Source organism: Chryseobacterium sp. AC405b (assembly GCF_979258685.1).
In genome coordinates, this window is the sequence record NZ_OZ409877.1 from 624607 (window position 1) to 643591 (window position 18985).

The 18985-nt window shown below is 36.9% G+C and carries 12 protein-coding genes; 8 read left to right on the plus strand and 4 right to left on the minus strand.

Annotated elements, in window-relative coordinates; translation table 11 throughout:
- Window positions 1–35: 35 nt before the first annotated feature.
- The 8 genes from ACZZZA_RS03045 (at window position 36) to ACZZZA_RS03080 (ending at window position 17001) form a co-directional block, all read left to right on the plus strand.
- Window positions 36–4178 carry a T9SS type B sorting domain-containing protein gene (locus ACZZZA_RS03045; protein WP_463429744.1) on the plus strand — a complete coding sequence of 1381 codons (4143 nt, stop codon included), beginning with the start codon at window positions 36–38 and terminating at the stop codon, window positions 4176–4178.
- 79 nt (window positions 4179–4257) lie between these two features.
- A complete protein-coding gene (locus ACZZZA_RS03050; RefSeq protein WP_463429745.1) occupies window positions 4258–7320 on the plus strand; it encodes a T9SS type B sorting domain-containing protein in 3063 nt (1020 codons plus the stop codon).
- 129 nt (window positions 7321–7449) lie between these two features.
- Entirely contained in the window at window positions 7450–10278 is a 2829-nt protein-coding gene (locus ACZZZA_RS03055) for a T9SS type B sorting domain-containing protein (protein WP_463429746.1), read from the plus strand.
- 114 nt (window positions 10279–10392) lie between these two features.
- A complete protein-coding gene (locus tag ACZZZA_RS03060; RefSeq protein ID WP_463429747.1) occupies window positions 10393–13812 on the plus strand; it encodes a T9SS type B sorting domain-containing protein in 3420 nt (1139 codons plus the stop codon).
- A gap of 91 nt (window positions 13813–13903) precedes the next feature.
- On the plus strand, window positions 13904–14725 hold the full coding sequence (locus tag ACZZZA_RS03065) for a hypothetical protein (RefSeq protein ID WP_463429748.1): 822 nt from the start codon (window positions 13904–13906) through the stop codon (window positions 14723–14725).
- Between the two features lie 150 nt (window positions 14726–14875).
- On the plus strand, window positions 14876–15652 hold the full coding sequence (locus tag ACZZZA_RS03070) for a DUF6759 domain-containing protein (RefSeq protein ID WP_463429749.1): 777 nt from the start codon (window positions 14876–14878) through the stop codon (window positions 15650–15652).
- A 94-nt stretch (window positions 15653–15746) separates the two neighbouring features.
- Window positions 15747–16424, plus strand: a complete 678-nt coding sequence (trmB, locus tag ACZZZA_RS03075) for a tRNA (guanosine(46)-N7)-methyltransferase TrmB (RefSeq protein WP_463429750.1) — start codon at window positions 15747–15749, stop codon at window positions 16422–16424.
- 121 nt (window positions 16425–16545) lie between these two features.
- Window positions 16546–17001, plus strand: a complete 456-nt coding sequence (locus tag ACZZZA_RS03080; RefSeq protein WP_463429751.1) for a DUF6759 domain-containing protein — start codon at window positions 16546–16548, stop codon at window positions 16999–17001.
- A gap of 75 nt (window positions 17002–17076) precedes the next feature.
- On the opposite strand, the gene rpsB is transcribed toward ACZZZA_RS03080, so the two are convergent.
- From rpsB to rplM, 4 genes are read right to left on the minus strand one after another with little or no spacing between them, the layout of a single operon-like run.
- Window positions 17077–17844 (minus strand): 30S ribosomal protein S2, encoded by a 768-nt coding sequence (rpsB, locus tag ACZZZA_RS03085; RefSeq protein ID WP_463429752.1) that lies wholly within the window; start codon window positions 17842–17844, stop codon window positions 17077–17079.
- A 19-nt stretch (window positions 17845–17863) separates the two neighbouring features.
- The gene (locus tag ACZZZA_RS03090; RefSeq protein WP_047445144.1) at window positions 17864–18043 is read right to left on the minus strand and encodes a hypothetical protein; all 180 of its coding nucleotides are present in this window, start codon (window positions 18041–18043) and stop codon (window positions 17864–17866) included.
- An 8-nt stretch (window positions 18044–18051) separates the two neighbouring features.
- On the minus strand, window positions 18052–18438 hold the full coding sequence (rpsI, locus tag ACZZZA_RS03095) for a 30S ribosomal protein S9 (RefSeq protein WP_463429753.1): 387 nt from the start codon (window positions 18436–18438) through the stop codon (window positions 18052–18054).
- A 5-nt stretch (window positions 18439–18443) separates the two neighbouring features.
- Complete coding sequence (rplM, locus tag ACZZZA_RS03100) at window positions 18444–18899, minus strand: 50S ribosomal protein L13 (RefSeq protein WP_463429754.1); 456 nt, start codon at window positions 18897–18899, stop codon at window positions 18444–18446.
- Window positions 18900–18985 lie beyond the last annotated feature (86 nt).

Consider the following 18985-nt stretch of genomic DNA (forward strand, 5'->3'; position numbering starts at 1 on the left):
TTAATACTTAAATTTGTCGCCCGTGAATTTTAGGTATGAAAAAAATTTTACTAAGTCTTTTTACTTTTCTGTCTTTATTGGTGAATGCTCAATTAGATACTGATCATTGGTTTGCACCTATATCAGCGAGTGCAGGAACAGGCAATTTGCAGAGTTTTCTATATCTTTCAACAAACGAGACCGTTCCTTTTCAGGTACAGATTTACAACAACAATACACTTTACAATACAGTAACGGTAAGTAAAGGAAATCCTGCTGAGGTAAGTATTCCTGAATATTTTTTACTGGCTACCAATCCCGGAGATCTTTTCACACCGGTTCCTATGGGAATGTATGTGAAAGGTTCTAAAAAATTCTTTGCCAATTATAGATTTTCTGTTACCAATCATGCGGAGATTATTACTTCTAAAGGTCTTGCAGGTTTGGGAACTACATTCTATGCAGCAATGGCTCCGCTTACAGCGAGTGAATTTTATATAAATTCAACTATAGGAGTTACGGCAACCGAAGATAATACAACGGTGGTTATATCCGGATATGATCCCAATGTGGTTTTCTCAGACGGAACTTCTTCTCCTACGAAAACATTTACCTTAAACAGAGGTCAGTCTTACATCATCAATGCCGTCAGTACTGATTCTCCCAATAACTTTGATGGTCTTGTAGGTGCAAAAATTGTTGCTACGAAGCCAATTTCAGTTACAAACGGTAATTTTAATGCAATTTATACCAATCAAAATTTTACCAATAATGATATTCTGATGGATCAGTCGGTTCCTGTAGACAGATTGGGGAAAGATTTTGTAGTGGTAAAAGGAAATGGTCCCGCTACTTCCGGTATGGAAACTATTTTAGTAATTGCCACAGAAAACAACACGACTTTTACTGTAAATGGAAATGCTTCCGGAGTGAATTTAAACGCAGGTGATTATTTTATGATTTCCGGAAATTCTTACATCAATCAGGGGAATAACAATTTCAATATGGGAATTTCTTCAACGAAAAACGTATACGTTTATCAGTTGTTGGCAGGAGTTGCCACCGGAACCATCTATGCAACTGGCGGATTTAATTACATACCGCCTTTGAGCTGTTTTCTTCCAAACAAGGTAGATGAAATAGGTTTTATCAACAAAATTGGTTCTACTACTTACAATACCAAATTAAATATTATTACTCAAAGCGGAGCTGCAGTAACATTAAACGGAAACCCGATCGCTGTAAATAACGGACCTTATCCTGTTACAGGAAATCCTAACTGGGTTTCTTATTCTGTCCCGAATATCACAGGAAATGTTACGGTAAATTCTACCAAATCTGTAACAGCGGGGATCATCGGCGGAAGCGGTGCAGTAGGTTACGGTGGATATTTCGCCGGATTCTCATCTGTTCCTGCCATTAGCAAAACAGGTGATTGCTTGAACGGAGTAATTCTTCAGGTTGATAACACTTATGATGCTTACCAATGGTTTCTTAACGGAAATCCTATTCCCGGAGCGACTGCATACTTTATTAATCCGGAAACTTACGGTGCAGGAAATTATACCTGCTCAATCACAAAAACCAATTGTGAGACAAAATTAACTCCAGTGTATGCTTATACGCTTTGTCCGCCCATTTCTACAACAACGTATTCGATAGGATCTTGTACTACAAAAACGGTCATTCCTGCATTCAGCACTTCAACTCAGCAGATTGCAGTCAATCAAACTGCGGTGATGGTGGCTCCTACTCAGGGAACGGCAACAGTGAATCCTGCAAACGGACAAATCACCTATAGTCCCAATCCTGGATTGACGAATGACGCTACAGATTCTTTCACTTACTATATTGAAGGAAACGGAAATCCTGCAAGTTTTGAATATTTTAAAGTAGTAATCAATATTGATGTTCTGCAAACTACCAATGCAACCGTGACTACCTGTACAACAAATGGGAATTCGGGAATATTTGATTTGACTACGGCTGTCGTTACTCCTGATGCAGGAACTACGGCTACTTACTTTTCTGATGCTGCATTGACAGTGCCGATTACTACTCCTGCAACATATACTGCTTCCGCAGGAATCGTGTATGTGAAAGTTATTTCTTCGTTTGGGTGTTCAAAAACAGCACAGATTACTTTAGCTTTAAATCAAGGCGCAAGTATCAATACGTCTAATTTTAACTCTAATCTTTGCGATGATAATTTTGACGGAATCATTAATGTGAATTTCAATACTGTAAATCCACAGATTGTCACGAATTCTACCAATTTTACTGTAAAATATTATTTAAACCAAACCGATGCAACCGCAGGAAACAGCAATACATTACCTACTAGCTGGACGTACACTGCAAATACAACAGTCTATGTGAGAGTAGAATCTGCGAATGGATGCCCACCTGCTTTCGGACAAATCAATTTTACGATTGGCAATAAAATCCCTTTACTGACAGTGGATTACAGCACTTTGGTTTGTGATGACAATTCAGATGGTACAGAAACTGTGAATGTAGATAATTACACAAATAATTTTACTACAGATCCTACAGTGCTGCTTACCTATTATAATACATTGCAAGATGCACAGAATGGAACAAATGCAGTAAATACTTTACAAACTATCGCACCGACAAAAACTATTTATATAAGATTTCAGAAACCGAATACTTGCCCGAATATTGCGAAAATTACTTTAAGTTTAGACACGATTACTGCAACAAACACCACTCTTTCCTCGTGTTCAAACATCCAGGGAAATGCAGTATTTAATTTAACAACAGCTAATGTAACTTCTACAACAGGAACGGTAATTACTTATTATTCTGATGCTGCTTTAACTGTACCTATTACTACTCCAGCAGCATATACATCAAGTGCTTCTGTGGTTTACGTGAAAATCAACTCAACATTTGGATGTACGAAAACAGCTCAGATCACATTAGTGTTAAATCCGCTTCCTAACATCAATACAGCAAATTACAACGCTGCACTTTGTGATGATAATTTTGACGGAATCATTAATGTTAATCTGACTTCTATTACTCCTCAAATTGTAACCAACCCGGCAAGTTTTACGGTGAGATATTACCTTAATCAAACTGATGCCAATGCCGGAAACAACAATACGTTACCTGCAAACTGGACGTACACAACCAATACCACCGTGTATGTAAGAGTAGATGGTGTAGCCGGCTGTCCATCTGCATTCGGACAAATCAATTTCACTATTGGAAACAAAATAACACTGATCACCAATAACATCACAACACAAGTGTGTGATAACGATCTCAACGGATCTGAAACAGTGAATCTTAACGATTACAAAAACCAATTCACTGTAGATCCTGCTGTGACACTTACTTTTCATTCTACTTTAGCCAGCGCACAGGCAGGAACCAATGCAATTCAGGCACAGCAAATTATCACAACAACCGGAACATTTTTCATACGATTTACAAGTGCTAATTCCTGTCCAAATACGGGTAGCATCACTATATCTTTAAAATCAGGTAAAAAATCTGACACTCTGAGAGATCAGGTTGTATGTTCAGACTCAAAAGCTGTTTTGAATGCAGGAGCAGGATTCACCTCATATCTTTGGAGTACAGGGCAAACCACCCCGTCGATTACCGTAGGTGCAGGTGTTTATTATGTTGATTTAACTTTTAACGGCTGTGTATACCGACAGTCTGTAACAGTAACCACTGCACAGTCTCCTGTCATCACAAGTATTCAGGTTTCCGGAGCCAATGTAATGATCAATGTAACAGGTGGTACTGCACCTTATCAATATTCATTAAACGGAATTGATTATCAGTCATCCAATACATTTTATGGTTTAACGAGAGGAACTTATTCTGTCTATGTTTTGGGTGCAGACGGATGTCAACCGGTAATAAAAGAATTTGTAATCCTAAATCTTGTAAACGCCATCACACCAAATGGGGATGGTCATAATGATGTTTTGAATTATTCTGAGCTTAGATTAAAACAAAATGTAAGTATTGAAGTGGTAGATCGCTATGGAGCACCTGTTTATAAATCATCAGACAAAAATTTTATCTGGGATGGAAAATCTGGAGGAAGAACCTTATCTACAGGAACATATTGGTACATATTAAAGTGGATCGAGCCAGATACAAAATTGCCAGTTTCACATTCGGGATGGCTATTAATTAAGAATAGAGAATAAATTTTAAATTTTCTTTAGCATTTATTAACAATATATTAAATAATATACTAATTTTGTAGAAATCCTAATTCCATATCTTATGAAAAGATTTCTACTCAGTTTAGTAATGGTTTTTCTTTCGTTTACCTCTCTGTTTGCTCAGAGAGATACAGAACACTGGATTGCCCCATTTCATTATACACAAGCTTATACGCAATCGGTGTATTTATCAACAGACTCCGTAACTCCTTTCACTGTTTCTATCTATAGTAACAATGTACTTATACCCGGAGGAACGATAACTATTAGCAAAAACAATCCTGCTACTTTTGCGATACCCAATTCTGCAATATCCACCAATATTGCAGCTGAAACATTTAATGTCATTAATAAAGGAATTTATTTAAACGCTACAAAACCTTTTTATTGTACCCTTCGTATGGTATCTTTCACTACACATGCTGAGATTGTTACTAGTAAAGGGAAAGCAGGTATTGGTAAGGAATTTTATGTAGCTAACACACCTTCTACTGCAACATCAAACAACTTTACTGCCGGAGTTCTTGCTACAGAAGATAATACGGTAGTAACAGCAACTTGGAATGGACCGGTTGCTTTTATCGGTGGTGCTCCCACGGGAAACACACACACTTTTACTTTAAACAAAGGTCAATCATTTATTTTTGCCGGTAATGCTGGTGGCGGAGCGCCTTTCATGGGGGCTAAAATTGTATCAGATAAACCAATTACATTAACTAATGGAAATGTAAATGGTAACTTTGGAAATAGTACTACAGCGGGATCTGACGCTATTTTGGACCAGTCTGTACCTGTGGAAAGACTAGGAAGCACTTTTGCAATGGTAAGAACCAGATCTACAACAGCAGATTTGGAAGGTGCAATAGTAATCGCAACCGAGAACAATACACAGGTATTCTTAAATGGTTCTACAACAGCTGTAGCTACTCTTAACCAAGGACAATGGTATAGAATATCTGGAGACAATTATCTTTTGCAAGGAACTAATGGACACTACAATATGCTGGTAAGCACATCGAAAAATGTATATTTATATCAATTAGTTTCGGTAGGTGATAGCAGTGCAACTTGTGGCTTCAATTATATACCGCCATTAAACTGTTTCTTACCAAGAAAAATAGATGAAATACCATTAATTAATGAAATGCCTCTTACGCCTGCATCACCTGTTGGGATGTTGATTAAGTTAAATATCTTAACGGAAGCAGGAGCAGTAGTTACAGTGAATGGTGTAGCTCCTACCGCTGCACAAGGACCATATCCTCTTACAGGAAACCCTTCGTGGGTGACATATGGGATAGAAGGAGTGACAGGTACATTAACGATACAATCCAATAAAGCAGTGACTGCTGGTATTAATGGAGGATACAGTACATCTGGCTATGGGGGTTACTTTGCTGGGTTCTCATCCATACCAATTATCGCAAAACAAACAGGAGATTGTATTCCCGGGATTATTTTGGAAGTTGATGATAGCTATGAAACCTATCAATGGAATGTAAATGGTAATGCAATACCTGGTGCAACTGCAAATACATACACACCAACAGTAGCCGGTGATTATACCGTTAAGGTTACAATGGGAACTTGCCCACCACTTACAACTCCTATCTACAAAGTATTTACTTGTTTACAGCAAACTACTAAATCTTTAAACATTTGTGGTAGTAAATCAATTATTCCTGTATTTACAAACTCTACACAGACACCAGTACCAGGTACGGTAACCATTATTACTCAGCCGACAAACGGAACAGCAACACTAAACCCGGCAACCGGAGTTATCACTTATATTCCCAATGCAGGATTTTTAGGTGCAGATGTTATCGTTTATAAATTCTGCGGAAATGCGCCAGAATTTGTAGACTGTGAGCAAATTACTTTAAACTTAAATCTTGTACCGTTTGTTTTAACCGACAGAACTATAAAAGCGTGTCAATATGCAGGAAAAGGATTCTTTGATCTTACTACTGCGAATGTAACAGATAACGCTGTACCAACTACTAAAAAATTCTACCCTACTTTAGCAGATTTAAATGCAAGTACCAATCAGATAACCAATCCTACAAACTATTTCTCTGGAGCTGGTTTTGTATACGTATTGGTAACAACATCTGAAGGTTGTGTGGGAACTGCAAAAATCACATTAGACTTTTTCCCTACTCCGGTAGTCAATGAAGCTACTTTGACGGTTTGTTTTATTCAAAACATTGAAACCAAAGGACAATTTGATTTATCATCTGCTGTGGTGACCACAGAAAATTTAATTACAAAAAAATACTTCCCTACTTTCACAGATGCAAGCAACGGAACGAATGAAATCATGAATCCTACACTTTACATTTCTGGCGACGGAGCTGTATATGTAAGAGTTTTCAATTCAAACGGATGTTATGCAATTGCAAAAATCAATCTGAAAGTTACCCCTCCGAAAAGATCTACAGTTCTGGTTGATAAATTTATCTGTATAGATGACAGAACAAATTTAGATGCAGGACCCGGATACCAATCTTACGAATGGAGCACCGGAGCTACAACCCAAACAATACAGGGTGTTGCAGTGGGAGATTATTGGGTAATTCTTGAATTTAACGGATGTTTTGTAAAACAGTCTGTTAGCGTGAAAAAAGTGCAAGAGCCTGTTATTACTTCTATCGAAATTACCAATAACACCGCTACAGTAAATGTGCAAGGAGGTAAAACACCTTATCAATATGCAGTAGATACCCCAACAAGCTGGCAAGACTCTAATGTATTTACAAATCTTTCCAGAGGGCAGCATACATTCTTTGTAAAAGACGATTATAATTGTGCTCCTGTTTCTGTAGAAGTAACGATTCCTAATTTAGTAAATGCGATTACACCAAATGGGGATAATGTAAATGATTACATTGATTACAGCGAACTAGCTTATAAAGGCAATCTGACATTTATAATATATGACAGATATGGAAACAAACTCTTCACAGGCGATAAATCTAACAACTATAAATGGGATGGAAGATTTTCAGGGAAGGGAATTCTTACAGGAACATACTGGTATCACATTAACTGGACAGAGCCTAATGCTCAAAAAACTCCAATAAAATATACCGGTTGGATTTTAGTAAAAAACAGAGAATAATTTTATAAAATACATTTAAAACCACGATAATTAATCGTGGTTTTTTTGTTTATTATTGATAAATCTCAAAATAATTACTAAACATATTAAATATTCTGTTATTTTTGTAAAAATCCTAATTCTACGCTTATGAAACAATTTCTACTTATTTTTCTATTAATGATCTCGGGTATTCAGGTATCTGCCCAAAGAGATACAGAGCATTGGATAGCACCCTTTTACGCATCGTCAACCGTTACACAGTCTCTTTATTTATCCACAGACTCGGTAACGCCTTTTGCTGTAACTGTATATAGCAATAATATTGCGTTAGGAACTGTCACAATCAGTAAAAACAACCCTCAGACCTACATCGTATCTCAGGCTAATATTGGAGCAAGCAGCACATCTGAAGCCTTTACGGTTATTAATAAAGGGTTATATCTAAATGGAACCAGACCATTTTACTGTACGTTAAGAATCGTAAGCAGTACTACACATGCAGAAATTCTTACAAGTAAAGGTAAGGCAGGGATCGGTAAAGAATTTTTTGTAGCCAATACCCCATCTCCTTTTACAAGCACCGGGAACAACTTTACTGCAGGAGTACTAGCTACAGAAGATAACACTACAGTTACTGCCACATGGAGCAATACCTTACCTGTTGCTTTTATTGGGGCAACACCTCCTACAAACACTCATACTTTCACTTTAAATAAAGGGCAATCTTTTATTTTTGCAGGTTCAGGCAGCCCGGCTAACAATATGAGTGCCTTTATTGGGGCAAAAATAGTTTCAAACAAACCTATTACGCTTACTAATGGTAATGTACTTGGGAACTTCGGGACAGGGTCAAGCTCAGGAGCAGATATCATTCTTGATCAATCTGTGCCTTTAGAAAGACTTGGAAATACCTTTGCAATGGTGAGAACCAGATCAAATACAGCAAACGATATAGAAGGTGGTATAGTGGTGGCTACTGAAAATAATACTGAGGTTTATTTGAATGGCGCAACAACACCAGTTGCAACCTTAAATCAAGGACAGTGGTACAGAATCTCCGGAAGTGATTATATTCTTCAGGGCGGAACACATAGAAATATGTTTATCAGTACTACAAAAAATGTTTACTTATATCAATTAGTTTCAGTTAACAACAGTAATGCAACTTGTGGTTTTAATTACATACCACCATTAAACTGTTTCTTACCAAGAAAAATTGATGAGATCGGTAAAATCAACGAAATGCCCACAGGAGCTGGAGGAGCAAGTGTAACGCCTACTGGTACAATTATTAAATTAAACATCTTAACGGAAGCTGGTGCTGTAGTTACAGTAAACAACATCCCTCCTACTGCTGCTCAAGGGCCTTTCCCGGTGACAGGAAACACCAATTGGGTGACCTACGCATTGGAAGGCGTTACAGGTAATTTAACGATTGTTTCTGATAAAGCGGTTACAGCAGGGATCAACGGTGGATACAGTACATCAGGATATGGCGGATATTTCGCAGGTTTCTCTTCTATTCCTTTAATTGCCAAGCAAACAGGAGACTGTATTCCAGGATTGGTTTTGGAAGTAGATGACAGTTATGACACCTATCAATGGTTCAGAAATGGTGTTGCCATTACAGGAGCAAACAGCAACTCTTACACGCCAACACAGTCTGGAAATTACACCGTAACAATCACCGTAGGATCTTGTGTACCGGCAACAACGCCTATTTATAAGGTTTTTACTTGTCTTCAACTATCTACCGCTACGAAAACTGTCTGTGAAGGCTATCTAAACATAGTTCCTGCATTTACAAGTTCTACACAAACTTTTGTACCGAGTACAGTACAAATTATAACACCCCCTGCAAATGGGACAGCAATCATCAATCCTACAACAGGTGTAATAGGATATACTCCTAATTTTGGTTTTGCAGGTACAGATACAATTACTTATAAATTCTGCGGAAATGATCCTGAATTTGTAGACTGCGAACAAATTACTTTAACGCTAACTATTTCAGAAAGCCCGATTGTAAATGATGCAACCTTGAGAACCTGTTTCCTGGAAGAAAATATAGCGACTGGTTTATTTAATTTAACCAACGCAACTGTTAACACACAGACAGGAACAACGAAGACTTATTATCCTTCACTGACTGATGCTAACAATCAGACCAATGAAATCACCAACCCGACTAACTACGTTGCACCAAATGGTGTTGTTTACGTTAGGGTAAGCAATGCCAACGGATGCTACAGAGTTGCTATGATTACACTTGTTGTTTTGCCACCTGTGCAGTCTGCCGTATTGATTGATAAAGAAATCTGTATAGAAAATACAACTACATTAGATGCAGGTTCAGGATTTGACGGTTACCAATGGAGCACGGGAGCTACCACTCAGGTGATTACCGATGTTACGGTAGGTACTTATTGGGTCATTTTAAAAACCGGAGACTGTTTTACAAAACAATCTGTAAAAGTTTATGCTACGCAGCAACCGGTAGTTTCTAATATTGAAGTTACCAACAATGACATTACAGTATCTGTAGTAGGCGGAACTGCTCCGTATAAATATTCAACAGATAATATCAACTGGCAGGATTCTAACATATTTACAGATCTTACCAGAGGTGACATTACCGTGTATGTGAAAGACAGTTTTAACTGTACACCTATTGAGGTGGTAGTTACGATCCCAAATATTGTCAATGTAATTACACCAAATGGCGACGGAGTGAATGATATCTTAGACTATTCTGCTTTGGCAAACAAACCAAATTTAGCTTTAGGAATTTTTGACCGATATGGCGTGAAAATTTATGAAGGAAATAAAGATAACGGATGCAAATGGGACGGAACCATTAACGGTGGCAAGAAAGTCTCTACCGGAAATTACTGGTTCAGCATTAGCTGGAACGAAAGCAAAAATAAAACACCGATTAAATATTCAGGATGGCTTCTCGTTAAAAACAGAGAATAAGGTCAGCCTTTTATAGAAATTTTAAAACCACGATTCACAGTCGTGGTTTTTTTATTCATTTTTATACCATTCAACATTTATTATTATTAAATTTGTGGTAAAATCAAATACAGAATGAAGAAACTTCTATCTTTTTTTCTTATTTTTTACATATTCTCTATTTCTTTCGCACAATTGGATAGGGAGCATTGGTTTGCGCCGATGGTCGACAGAACCGGTAATCCTAATCCTTACCAGAAACTCTATCTGTCAACAAGCCGGACCACACCATTTGTGGTTACCATTTATAATAATAACATTATCATTGGTACTGTTACCATCAGCAAAAATAATCCCCAGAAATTTGATGTTTTAAGAGATTATATCATCACCACTACCCAAACAGATTTATTCACGCCTACTTCAAAAGGTCTTTATCTAAAAGCCGATTTTCCGTTTTATGCGAATCTAAGATTTTCTGTATTCAACCATGCGGAAATAATTACTTCCAAAGGAATTCCGTCAACAGGAAAAAACTTTTTCGTTGCAAATGCACCCATTACGGCTAGCAATACGATCTTGAATTTCATGACAAGTATTCTGGCAACAGAAGACAATACAATCGTAACTGTTTCCGGCTATAAACCTACTGTACAATTCTCCAACGGAACAACAGGATTAACCAATCCTACCATGACTTTTATTTTAAATAAAGGACAGTCTTACATTATTGACGGCATCGGAAACATCGCCGGAAATTCTGACGGATTTATCGGTGCAAAAATTACCGCAGACAAAGCAGTGAATGTAACCAATGGAAATTTCAACGGTCAGTATTCAGGAAATATTCTTACGAGTTCGGATATTTTGATGGATCAGTCTGTACCGGTAGAGCAACTCGGTACTCAGTTCGCATTGGTGAAAGGAAACGGAAATATTGGCAGCAATATGGAGGGAGCCATAGTCATCGCTACTCAAGACAATACACAGGTTTTCTTAAACAATGAAGGTTTGCCGATAACCACACTCAACACAGGTCAATACTATGTAGTTTCAGATACAAAATATCAGCTTCAGGGAACAAATCATTATAATCTATACATCAGAACAACCAAAAACGCTTATGTATATCAGATTCTTGCAGGAGATTCTGTAAGTGGAACTGAGGTTGCAACCGGTGGCTTTAATTTTATTCCGGCATTAAGTTGCTACTTACCTAAGCAAATCAATGAAATTGGCTTAATCAATGAAAATTTTGTTCACTCAAATGCAAATCCTTCCGGAATTTTAAATATTCCAACTAAATTAAATCTGGTTACCGAGCGTGGTGCCGTCGTTACCGTCAATGGAGTAACACCTCCAATTACTACAGGGCCTTTTGATATGACCGGTCTTAGTACATGGGTAACTTATGGAATCCCAAACACCGTGGGAACTATTACTGTAGTTTCTAATAAAGCAATTACCGCAGGGATTACGGCAGGTAGTGATGCAGTTGGATATGGTGGATTCTTTGCAGGCTTCGCTACACAGCCTGTCATCTTAAAATCTGGCGGAGATTGTGTTCCGGGAATTATCTTGACGGTTGACCCCATCATCTACGAAACCTACCAATGGTTCAGAAACGGAATTTTGATTCCTGGTGCTACCGGAACATCCTTTACTCCTACCCAATCGGGCTATTACACTTGCTCAGTTACGATGGGAAGCTGTGCGCCGCTTGTGACAGCACAATATAAAGTTCTTAATTGTTTAAAACAGACTACTGCAAGTTTTGATATTTGTGAAAACAAAATAATCACACCTGCTTTTACAACATCTACTCAAACTCCGGTTGTATCAACGATTGCAATCACTACAGCACCAACGCTTGGAACTGCAACAATTAATACTACTTCAGGAGTAATCACGTATACAGTAACCAACCCTTCTGCTACCGGAACAGATACTTTCACATACACATTCTGTGGCAACGATCCCGAATTTCCGGATTGCGAATCTGTAACCGTAACGCTGAATATTGTACCTGTTACCGTAACAAATGCTACACTGACGTCTTGTAATGTAAATGGTGTTGGAACATTTAATCTGACAACAGCTAATGTAACAGCCAATGCTCCGGTTACTAAAACATACTACACCAGTTTATTAGCTGCACAAACTGAAAATGCTACGGGACAAATTCTTATTCCCACCTCACATACTGCTCCTGCCGGAACAATTGTATATGTTGTGGTAAAAAATCCTGCGGGCTGTAAGAATATTGCACAGATAACACTTAATTTATTTCCTTTGGCAATCGTTACCCCGGCAAATTTTGGAAATCAGTGTGATGAAAATCTTGACGGTACGGTGAATGTTGTTTTATCTGATATCACTCAATTAATACTTAATAATCCAGCATATTTTACCAATGTGAGATATTACGCACAATTAATTGATGCCAATGCGGGAAATAATAATACGCTTCCGAATAACTGGAGTTATACTGTGAACACCACAATTTACATTCGGGTAGAGTCACCGGATGGTTGTGCACCAGTAATTCAGCCTATTAATTTTACTGTGGGAACAAGATTGCCACTTATCACAACATCATTAATCACCAATTTCTGTGATGACGATTTAGACGGGATTAAACAAGTGAATCTCGCACAGTTTATTCCACAATTTACAACAGATCCTTTGGTAACTGTAAGCTACCATGCTACTTTAGCCGATGCTCAGAATGATGTTGCTAATATAAGCGGAGCTGTTTCACTTTCAGGAACCCAAACCTATTTTATCCGATTTGAAAAAGCTGGTTTTTGCCCAAATGTTGCAACTATCAGGATTACTTTAAAAGTTCCGAAGAAATCTGATATTCTATTCGATCAGGTAATTTGCCCGAAAACTAAAACCACTTTAGATGCCGGTTCGGGATTTACTGCTTATCTCTGGAGCACAGGTGCTACAACACCATCAATTTCGAATGTGATTGCAGGGAATTATTGGGTAGACCTTACTTTTGACGGATGCGTTTACAGACAGTTTGTGAATGTTTCAGAATCTGTTTTACCGGTTATCACTTCTATTGATATCAACGGAACCACAGTAACCATCGGTGTCACAGGCGGAGTTCCTCCCTACGAGTATTCATTAGACAACACTACTTGGCAGAGTTCCAATATTTTTTACAATGTACAGCGTGGTAATCACAAAATCTACGTGAGAGATTCGCTAAGATGTGAGGTTGTAGAAAAAACTTTTGTCATTATTGATCTTATCAATACAATAACTCCAAATGGAGACGGTGTCAACGATGATATAGACTACTCTTCTTTAATGAGTAAAGATAATCTTGAATTCAGAATCTTTGATCGATATGGCGCTGAAGTGTTCCGAGGCTCACCTTCAAACAATTTTACATGGGACGGAAATATGAAAGGCAGACCTGTACCCACAGCAACCTATTGGTACTTTTTGAGCTGGACAGAATTTGGAAATGTAACCTCTGTAAAATATACAAGCTGGCTTTTGGTGAAACACCGAAATAACAGTTTGTGGGACAAATAATTTCATAGTCAGCATTTTATAACACTCATTAACAGTTTAACCCAAAGTTTAATATAACTTTAACCTGTTTTGTGCAGACTAGAATAAAAAAATGATGCTTTTCTTATGTAATTTTGCACATTATATGAAGAAAACGATTACCCTTTTGCTGCTGATTTTCATTATTAAAATTAATGCACAGATTTTTTCCGGACAGGTATTTTTAAGAGACAATTCTGTGTTGTATCTTAATCAGGTATATGTTACCAATCTTACTACATACAAAACTGTACTTACAAATTATAACGGAGATTTCACCCTTCAGGCAAAGCCGGGAGACAAGATCCGTTTTACCTCGATCGTTACAGAAAGAAATGATGTACAGCTATCCGACAAAAATTTTAATGTTCGAAACTTAATAGAATTAAAAGTTGCTTATCAAGATATTCAGGAAGTGGTCATCAACAGATTCAGACCCACAGGTAATTTGAGATATGATGTCAATTCATTACGAAAAACAGACAAAGCATATGCACTTCAAAAAGTTATCGGACTTCCACAGCCTAAAGGGGACGGTACACCACCAGAACTCCCGGTAGCAGGTTTCAGAGATGGCGGACTTACATTCAGCTTAGAAAGTATTTTCGATATTCTTTCGGGGGAGAGAAAGAAAAAACAGCGTTTTGTGGCATACGAAAGAATGAATAAATCGGTCACCAATATTAAAAACTATTTGGGAAATGATTACTTCACAAGATTTAAAATTCCGGAAAATCTGATTGACAATTTCCTTCAGTTTGTCTACACGTCAGAAAACATTGAAGTATACGTACAGACAGGAAATTACGAAGCTGTAAAAATTCCGATTGAAAAGTATTTGCCTATTTACCAGCGTCGTTTAAGGAATTCTCACTTACAGGATGTTGTTAAATAAGCAATCTTATGGCAAGTTCTTTTCTCTCATTAATTTTTGTAATCTATAATTTATTATTTTTGAAACATCCTTTATAAATAAAAATTATAATTTTAGTCTGTTTCAAATATTATATTTGAATAAACACCATCAAAATATCATTATATTCCAATGAAAAAATTACTTTTGCTCTTCACTACATTGCTTTTCATCTGCTTTTCTGCTCAGAAAAAGGGTAAAGACTATAGTCAGATTCTGAAAAGTAAAAGCATTTACGAAATTAATGCATTCTTAAGAGATGCTCATCCGGATGATCCCCGCAGATCGGTTTTGAAGCCGAAAGTGATGGAGCTGATGAAAGATTATATAAAAAATGCACCTCCCGGAGATACTAAAGTACGCCAGATGCAGGATTGGCTTGCAATGCTGAAAAGAAAGCCATCCACAAAAATCAGTTTTGATGAGATGAATGCAATCATTAGGCAGAAGCAGATTGCAAGATACCAAAGAGAGTTGCAAGTAGGTCAGTCTGCGGTAGTTTATAAACCAAGTTCTCCCACGAATGTGTACGTTGCCCCGACTGATAAAACCAAAATCACTACAGTGATTGCAGATACCGAAGCCTCAGAATTTAACATGCTGATGGCAGACAATCCTCTTGAGCATAAAAATAAGACCGTAAAAATTCTTAATTCACTTTTTGATAATGATCCTAATGCAAAAGAATGCATTATCATGATTGAAAATAAATCTGACTGCAATATTATTGTAAGAATTGAGGGGATCGGGAATACAAAATACAGACTTCCCGTACCTGCTCATGGTGATAATTCTATCGTTATACAAAAAGGCGACTACCTTTTATCCAGCATCGTTTGCGGAGCGCAATATGCTTCACAAAAAACCATACAGAAACCTTTAATGGTAGCTTTAGGAAGTTCGAAATAATATACTCTAAACAACGGCTTCATCTCTCTTTCCTTTATAATTTAAATGAAATCTCTCTTATTTTCATTAATTTTGCAAGATTTGAAAAATATACATGGGCAAGAACAAATTAGCAAGATTCGCAGAGAATAAAATATTACCAAACGTCATTCAGCCAACCAGAGAAGAGGCAATCAACAGCTTTGAACTGAAGGGAAACTGGAGAAAAGACTTCTTTAAAAACGATCAGCCAATTGTGCTAGAACTAGGTTGTGGTAAAGGAGAATATACCGTTGGTCTCGCCAAAACATTCACTGATAAAAACTTTATAGGGATTGATATCAAAGGTGCGAGATTTTGGTTTGGCGCAAAAGAAGCCGTAGAAAACGAAATGAATAATGTGGCATTTATCCGTTCGCAAATCGAATTGGTAGATCATTTTTTTGCAGAAAACGAAGTCGATGAAATCTGGATTACTTTTCCCGATCCACAAATTAAGTACAGACGTACAAAACATAGATTAACTCATCCTGATTTTCTGGAAAGATACAAGAAATTCTTAAAGCCCGGAGGAATTATACATCTTAAAACAGATTCTGAGTTCTTGCATGGTTATACTTTGGGCTATCTGCAAGGTGCAGGATATGAGATTATTTCAGCTCATCATGACATTTACGGAGCATTGGAGTATGATCCTAATACACCACATTTAAGAGATATTAAAACTTATTACGAAGAACTTTTTTCTGCTAAAGGAAAAACGATCACATACATAAAATTCAGAATTCATTAAATTGTTATCACAAAATGAAGACGGTAATTTTTTATGCCTTTTTTCTTGCCAAAGAAGTAACATAATTATTATTCAAATTTAAAAAGAATAAAATTTAAATTTACATTAAGAAAATATGCTCATGAAAAAAAATCTTCTCTTCTGCATTCTGACCATTTTGTTCTTGATCAATTGCGGCAATGCAAATCATAATACGAAACAGCCTGTAAGAAAACCTGCTGCTCCCGTAATTTCAACTATCGGAACAAAAACCACTCCTGCTGCACAAACTGAAATGGAATATCAGACATTATCAAAAACTTATAAATCTGAAACAGCAGATGTTTTAAATGATTTGCTAAATGGTTCCCAGAGCACTAAAACCTCCGTTATCGTAGAAAATAAATCTGCCTGCAATATGGTCTTAACAATAAGCGGAAATAACTATTTTAAAAAAATCCCGATTGGAGCTAATAAAACAGGATCGGTGATGGTTCCTAAAAATCAGAATTATAACTTTTCGGGAATGATTTGCAATTCTATTTATCAGAAAACAAAATTTATTGCAAACTCTTATTCTGTCAAACTTACGAACTAAAAAAAAATTCAAGACATAAAAAAATCCGCTAAACTTTGTTCAGCGGATTTTTATTATTTAAAGATATATCTTTGATTATTCAGCAGCAGCGTCGAAATCTGCATCTTTATCAGCAGTTACTACTTCTCCTTCTTCTTTAGATTTTTCTTTATCAGCTTTTCTCTGAGACTGACCTTCTTTGATAGAATCTGAAACTACGTTTAAGATCATATCGATAGATTTTGAAGCATCATCATTTCCTGGGATAACGAAATCTACTTTTCTTGGGTCAGAGTTTGTATCAACAATACCGAAAACAGGGATACCTAATTTCTTAGCTTCAGTTACAGCGATGTGTTCTCTCATGATATCTACAACGAAGATTGCAGAAGGAAGACGCACCATGTCAGAGATAGAACCTAAGTTTTTCTCTAAATTAGCTCTTTGTCTGTCAACCTGTAATCTTTCTTTTTTAGATAAAGTTTCGAACGTACCGTCTTTTTTCATTTTGTCGATAGAGTTCATTTTCTTTACAGCTTTTCTGATTGTAACGAAATTCGTTAACATACCTCCCGGCCATCTTTCTGTAATATAAGGCATATTAAGTTCAGCAGCGTGCTTAGCAACTACTTCTTTCGCTTGCTTTTTGGTAGCTACGAAAAGAACTTTTTTACCTGCAGAAGTTAATTTTTCTAAAGCGCTACACGCTTCATCTAATTTAACAGCTGTTTTATGTAAGTCTACAATGTGAATACCATTTTTCTCCATAAAAATGTATGGAGCCATATTTGGATTCCACTTTCTAGTCATGTGACCGAAGTGTACACCAGCCTCTAGAAGGTCTTTTACATTTGCTTTTGCCATGTTTTCTGTTTTTGTTAGTTTACTTTCCGTTTCTTAAACAATCAACGACTTCTTTAGATGGGAGAAGTGTTTGGATGCTAAACGTAACGGGCAAAGTTGCTGTTGGCTGATTGCTTTTGGCAACTGGCTTCCCAGCTTGGGTTAAAAAATAATTTTTTAAAAATTTTTCTAAAGCTATCCGCCATAAGCCAATAGCCATACGCTTTTTTAACGTTTTGAGAACTGGAATCTCTTTCTTGCTTTTTTCTGACCTGGTTTCTTTCTTTCTACCATTCTTGCATCTCTAGTAAGTAAACCTGCAGGCTTTAATGCTAATCTAAACTCAGCATTAATTTCGCAAAGAGCTCTAGAAATCCCTAATCTGATTGCTTCTGCCTGACCTGTATTACCACCACCGAAAACATTTACGGTAACGTCATACTGACCAACAGTCTCAGAAAGGATAAACGGCTGATTTAATTTATAAACCATTACGTCTGTAGAGAAATATTCTTTAGCATCTTTACGGTTTACTGTAATAATCCCAGAACCTGGTCTTACATAAACTCTTGCTACAGAAGTCTTTCTTCTTCCGATTTTGTGAATTATAGACATATTAATTATTTAAATTCGTTAATATTAAGTGTTTTAGGCTGTTGAGCTTCATGCTTGTGCTCAGTTCCTTCATATAAATAAAGGTTTTTGAACATAGCAGATCCTAATCTCGTTTTTGGAAGCATACCTTTTACAGATTTTTCCAATACTTTCAGAGAATCTTTTTTTAGAAGTTCAGTTGCCGTCATAAACTTCTGACCACCAGGATAACCGGTATGCCAGATATAAGTTTTATCTGCCCACTTGTTTCCGGAAAGGGTTACTTTCCCAGCATTCAAAACAATAACATTATCACCACAATCTACGTGAGGTGTAAAGTTTGCTTTGTGCTTACCTCTCAAAATCTTTGCAACCTTAGAAGCTAGTCGTCCTAACGGTTGTCCTTCAGCGTCTACCACAACCCATTCTTTATTTGCAGTAGCTTTGTTCGCTGAAACAGTTTTGTAACTTAATGTATTCACACGTTTTAGTTAAAGATTAAACATAATATTCCCCATAAGGGTGTGCAAAGGTACAAATTATTTTTAGATTGCGAAAACTTATTTAA

Coding starts and splice junctions, on each gene's coding strand:
- ACZZZA_RS03065 (WP_463429748.1), top strand. CDS start 13,904: ATGATGCTTTTCTTATGTAATTTTGCACATTATATGAAGAAAACGATT.
- ACZZZA_RS03050 (WP_463429745.1), top strand. CDS start 4,258: ATGAAAAGATTTCTACTCAGTTTAGTAATGGTTTTTCTTTCGTTTACC.
- ACZZZA_RS03045 (WP_463429744.1), top strand. CDS start 36: ATGAAAAAAATTTTACTAAGTCTTTTTACTTTTCTGTCTTTATTGGTG.
- ACZZZA_RS03060 (WP_463429747.1), top strand. CDS start 10,393: ATGAAGAAACTTCTATCTTTTTTTCTTATTTTTTACATATTCTCTATT.
- ACZZZA_RS03055 (WP_463429746.1), top strand. CDS start 7,450: ATGAAACAATTTCTACTTATTTTTCTATTAATGATCTCGGGTATTCAG.
- ACZZZA_RS03090 (WP_047445144.1), bottom strand. CDS start 18,043: ATGGCTATTGGCTTATGGCGGATAGCTTTAGAAAAATTTTTAAAAAAT.
- ACZZZA_RS03080 (WP_463429751.1), top strand. CDS start 16,546: ATGAAAAAAAATCTTCTCTTCTGCATTCTGACCATTTTGTTCTTGATC.
- trmB (WP_463429750.1), top strand. CDS start 15,747: ATGGGCAAGAACAAATTAGCAAGATTCGCAGAGAATAAAATATTACCA.
- rpsB (WP_463429752.1), bottom strand. CDS start 17,844: ATGGCAAAAGCAAATGTAAAAGACCTTCTAGAGGCTGGTGTACACTTC.
- rpsI (WP_463429753.1), bottom strand. CDS start 18,438: ATGTCTATAATTCACAAAATCGGAAGAAGAAAGACTTCTGTAGCAAGA.
- ACZZZA_RS03070 (WP_463429749.1), top strand. CDS start 14,876: ATGAAAAAATTACTTTTGCTCTTCACTACATTGCTTTTCATCTGCTTT.